This window comes from Wolbachia endosymbiont of Pentidionis agamae (assembly GCF_036711655.1).
Lineage (GTDB): Bacteria > Pseudomonadota > Alphaproteobacteria > Rickettsiales > Anaplasmataceae > JAZHPY01.
On sequence record NZ_JAZHPY010000085.1, the window covers coordinates 1 to 4,432 of the forward strand.

Here is a 4,432-nt window from a genome sequence, read left to right on the forward strand (position 1 = left end):
CTTCACTTGAACCTAGCTGTGAACCTTTAGCAACTCGGACTACCTCTTCAAGAGACATATTATTATATTTATCAAACTCCTTATTCTCGTAATAACCAATTTTTATTTTTACAGATTCATTTTTCTTCAAGTCCTCAGAACTTAAACCTTCACTATAGCCATCTATAACAACATCATAATCGTTATCATTATAGTGCTCTTGATCATTTTTTCTAGTAACAGTAAGAGTGATGCTGCAGTTTTTATCACCTACACTCCAATTAAATTTAATTGTACAAGAATCATTCAGCACTTGATAAAGCTTTTTGCCATCTTTATCTTGAGATATACGGATAATCCTTCTATCTTCTGGCGATACCAGAGTAAATGCTCCAATCTTTGGATCAATATCCTTTAATCCTTCACCAGGAAATGAGTTATCAAATTTTAACTCACGATTTTTTCCATCTTCTTTAAATGATATCCACGCAGTAAATGTTGTTCTACCTTTTCTTCCTCTTAATCTTACTTCTATAGAGTTATTACCTGTGTAAGCAGCAATTTCTTTTGAAACTGAGTCAAGAAATTTCTTAGTTTCTTCATCATTTTCATCTAAATAGAGTAGGTTATTTTTATCTTCATTACCCTCACTAATGTTCTTCAATGTTTCACCTAAAGTTATATAGTTATATTTACGTGTTTCTTTTGTATAAGGTATATCTGGTTTGAGATCTCCATGAGTTGACTTAACAACTTCAGCTGGATTTATTGTTATAGTATCACTTGTAGTACGCATAAAACCTCCAATTTTATGATAGAATTCTATTCTTAGAATATTTCCATAATCTATAAATTCAATGATCTGTAAAGTCAATAGTTTAATTAGAAAATTTTAACTATACTTTATTTTTATTATGTACTCATAGTATGCTAAAAGTTTCTATAACAGGTTTACCAAATGCTGGCAAATCAACTTTGTTTAATAGGTTAATAGGAAGAAAAGCAGCTGTGGTAAGTAACATTCCAGGAATCACACGTGATAGAAGAGAAGGAGTAGGTAGAATTAGTGACTTAGAGTTTAGCCTTATCGATACAGGAGGTTGGGATGACAAAACCAATTTCTCTCTGCAAATCATGAAACAGATAGAATTTTCTTTATCTGATTCGGATATAATTTTTTTTCTTGTTGATGCAAAAGTGCAAAATGATCGAAACAAGGAATTTGCGAAATGGTTAAAAAGAAGAACAGAGAAGCCTGTGATATTAATAGCTAATAAATGTGAGAGCCATAGGTCAAATAGTGTAGATTATTTACAATTTTTTAATTTCATTGGCCCTATATATATTTCTGCTGAACATAATCTTGGTATGGTAGATCTTTATGATGCATTATCTAAAGTTCTCAAGCAAAGAGCAGATATCTCAGAATCTAATGATATTTCAATTCAAGAAAGGAACAAAAGTATCAGCTATTTAGATGATCAAAAAATATATAACAATGAGCTTATTAAACCTAGAATTGCAATCATCGGGCGTCCAAACGTTGGCAAATCTACTTTTTTAAATAATTTGCTTTCGGAAAATAGATTGATTGTAAGTTCAGAACCTGGTACGACGCGTGATTCAATCGATATTGATTATAGCTATAATGGAAACTCAATTACTTTAATTGACACTGCAGGAATTCGAAAAAAGGCAAGTATAATTGATAATCTTGAGTCAAAATTTGTTGAAAAAAGTATAGAATCAATTAAACGTTCTCATGTTGTAGTTCTAATGCTTGATTCTATGACTGGAATTGAACATCAAGATCTATCAATAGGAGAAGAGGCAATTAAAAGGGGTAAAGGAATTATTATTGTCTTAAATAAGTGGGATTTAATTAATAAGAATGATAGAAGTAAATTAGTAAAATTTGTAAAAGAGCAGGAAGTAACAAGGCTTTTTTTAGAAGTTCGAGCAATAACTATTTCTGCGTTAAAAAATATGCGTTGCACCGATGTTATAGATGAGTGTCTTAAAATAAATGAATCACTAAATAAAAAGATAAGCACTGCTAAACTCAATCAATGGCTTATCAATGTTAAAGAGAAGCATTCTCACCCACTAATAAAAGGAAAAGCTATAAAGATGAAATACATTGCTCAAATTGGAACTAAACCTCCAGCTTTTTCCTTAATTTGCAATAAACCAGAAGATGTTAATGAGAGTTATAAACGCTACTTGGTTAACGATTTAAGAAAAATTTTCTTCATAAAAGGTGTGCCTGTAAGATTGCTTTTAAAAAAGAGTAAGAATCCTTATGTAAAGTAATGTATTCTAATGTTAAAAAATGTTGCAATAATTAATTTTTCATATAAAAATATTGCTAGACTAATAATATAATTATTATACAATAAATAAAAAATTAGGGGTGAACTATGGAAGATATTAATAATAACTTTTCTGCTTTGGATGGTTCCACTGCTGTTCAAGATTTTTTTCGAAATAATGGCGTTGGAGATTACAGCATTCAATGTGATTATGGTGGTATGCCTTATTCTACAAATGAGCACATACATGCCGGTAATAAATTTTGGAGTAATGACTTTCTTGATTCCCATGGTGGTAAAGAAATAAAAATGTATCCTCAAAGTGAAATTTTAGCTAAAGAGTATGCAGGGAATAAATTACCAATTTCAATATCCTTAGACAAGGATTTAGTCAAAATCAAAGAATGTCAAAAGGAAGAACATGATAATAAGAAGAAAGTAAAATGTTACACAACAAAATTACCTTATGGTAATAATAATGTTCATGTGTATGATGATAAAGATTCAACACTGAAAATTAAATATGATGTTCCTCATGATCCTAAGTACAGCTTAGATATAACACTTACAAAAGTTAATGATAATAAGCCAGGTTTTTTCCAAAAGTTGAAAAATTTATTCTAACTTAGGATTATAGTTTAACTTCGCCCCTTCTTTAGAGGGGCGGAAAGCAGTAGGTGTTATGCCTTTATTTCTATAAGTGGTATGTTATTCCAGCTTTTACTTCCATAATTATCTATAGACGAATGTAAATGATCAGTGTCAAAGCGTACTGGTACATCAAATTCAAAGTTAGCAGTGATAATAGTTTTATTTGGAGGTGGTTTTTTAAATATTATTTCTCCCGTGGAGTACTTTACTGAATATTCATTATTTTCTTCATTATTAAGTAAAACTTTCACTCTGCCTTGTACTGGCTTATTGATTATGCGGTTATATTCGCTTTCACCACTTATGTAATTCTTAATTAATTGAAAAGTTTTTTGTTTTCCGTTTCCAACCCCGATCTGTTGATTGCATGATTTATAATCAGACCAATCTTTGAACCTAAATCCTATAGCTCTACCTTTTCTCGCTCGAAAGAATGTTATTAATTCTAGTAATTGCTCATTTGATTTCACTCCACAAGCAATATTATATTTGCTACGTGCAATTGACCAATTGATATTACGTTGTTCACTGCTAGTAACAATATCTGTAGAAAATTCTGGTCCTCCAGTTGATCCATATGATATATCTTCTGGAAATCTTACTTCTGTAAATGACATACAGTCCTTCTATTTGTATTTTTTAAATATTTTTGTGATTGTGATGAGTAGCTTTGAACTGTTTCTTAGTTCGAATGCATACTCTCATTATTATAATCGTTAAACCAAATTCCCGAAGCAATTTTTTATGAAAATTTGGTTAATAAAGAGGTATGACTCTTAAACTGACTTAGCTATTTCTTACAACTTGTAAGAAAAATATTTGTTTGTGCAGTGGTGTTTTCATTTACTATAACTTCGTCCATAATTTATAATGTTATTGTATCAGTACACAATGAACCTGGACCAGAAGTTTCTATCTTGTCATTGATAACTTGCACTCTTGGTTGTATATTTTTATTGCTAAGTAGTCCATTATACTTTTGTTCTAATGTAGGATCTATAGTATCTATCTTAACTTTTTCACTACTTGCCAACCCTAGTGCTTTTTCTTTACGTCATACATCTCTGTGCTGGACATAATGTGTTTTATTGAACCTATATTAATTATGTCTGCCCGTTCACTAAAAAAACCAGTAATATAATATTTGTTATTAACACATCTTACATCTAAACTCACTTTACCATTCTGCCTAAAAATCATGCATTCTTTAAGATGTTCTAGATTTAGAACCAGCGTTAATTTCTGATTAGTAACATAGAAGTAGCTATAACTCAACACTTCATCTTTAGAATAGTTTTCTACACAACTATCTTTTAGTACTCTCTTGTTGTTTTGGTAAAACATCAGCTTTGTTTTTACTACTAAACAATCATTCCCAACCTAATAAGATTTTATGAAAGATCCACTTTAATCCACTTTTTATTTTTCCACATATACTTACATTATCTTTTGTATTTGCAACGCTAATTCTGGATTAAGAAAGGAAGAAA

General features: G+C 30.2%; 6 protein-coding genes. 2 read left to right on the plus strand and 4 right to left on the minus strand.

Annotated features, from left to right (window positions below):
* Positions 1-775, minus strand: a 775-nt coding sequence (locus V6U76_RS04605; RefSeq protein ID WP_333023924.1) for a hypothetical protein, incomplete at its 3' end; no start/stop codon positions are given.
* Positions 776-906: 131 nt separating this feature from the next.
* On the opposite strand from V6U76_RS04605, the gene der reads away from it, so the two are divergent.
* Together der and V6U76_RS04615 are read left to right on the plus strand one after the other, a co-directional pair.
* Positions 907-2,292 (plus strand): ribosome biogenesis GTPase Der, encoded by a 1,386-nt coding sequence (gene der / locus V6U76_RS04610; RefSeq protein ID WP_333023925.1) that lies wholly within the window; start codon positions 907-909, stop codon positions 2,290-2,292.
* Positions 2,293-2,399: 107 nt separating this feature from the next.
* A complete protein-coding gene (locus V6U76_RS04615) occupies positions 2,400-2,915 on the plus strand; it encodes a hypothetical protein (RefSeq protein WP_333023926.1) in 516 nt (171 codons plus the stop codon).
* Positions 2,916-2,971: 56 nt separating this feature from the next.
* On the opposite strand, the gene V6U76_RS04620 is transcribed toward V6U76_RS04615, so the two are convergent.
* The 3 genes from V6U76_RS04620 to V6U76_RS04630 form a co-directional block, all read right to left on the minus strand.
* The gene (locus V6U76_RS04620; RefSeq protein ID WP_333023927.1) at positions 2,972-3,559 is read right to left on the minus strand and encodes a DUF2460 domain-containing protein; all 588 of its coding nucleotides are present in this window, start codon (positions 3,557-3,559) and stop codon (positions 2,972-2,974) included.
* Positions 3,560-3,807: 248 nt separating this feature from the next.
* Positions 3,808-3,975, minus strand: coding sequence for a hypothetical protein (locus V6U76_RS04625; protein WP_333023928.1), 168 nt, complete (start codon positions 3,973-3,975; stop codon positions 3,808-3,810).
* A gap of 2 nt (positions 3,976-3,977) precedes the next feature.
* Positions 3,978-4,286 (minus strand): hypothetical protein, encoded by a 309-nt coding sequence (locus V6U76_RS04630; protein WP_333023930.1) that lies wholly within the window; start codon positions 4,284-4,286, stop codon positions 3,978-3,980.
* Positions 4,287-4,432 lie beyond the last annotated feature (146 nt).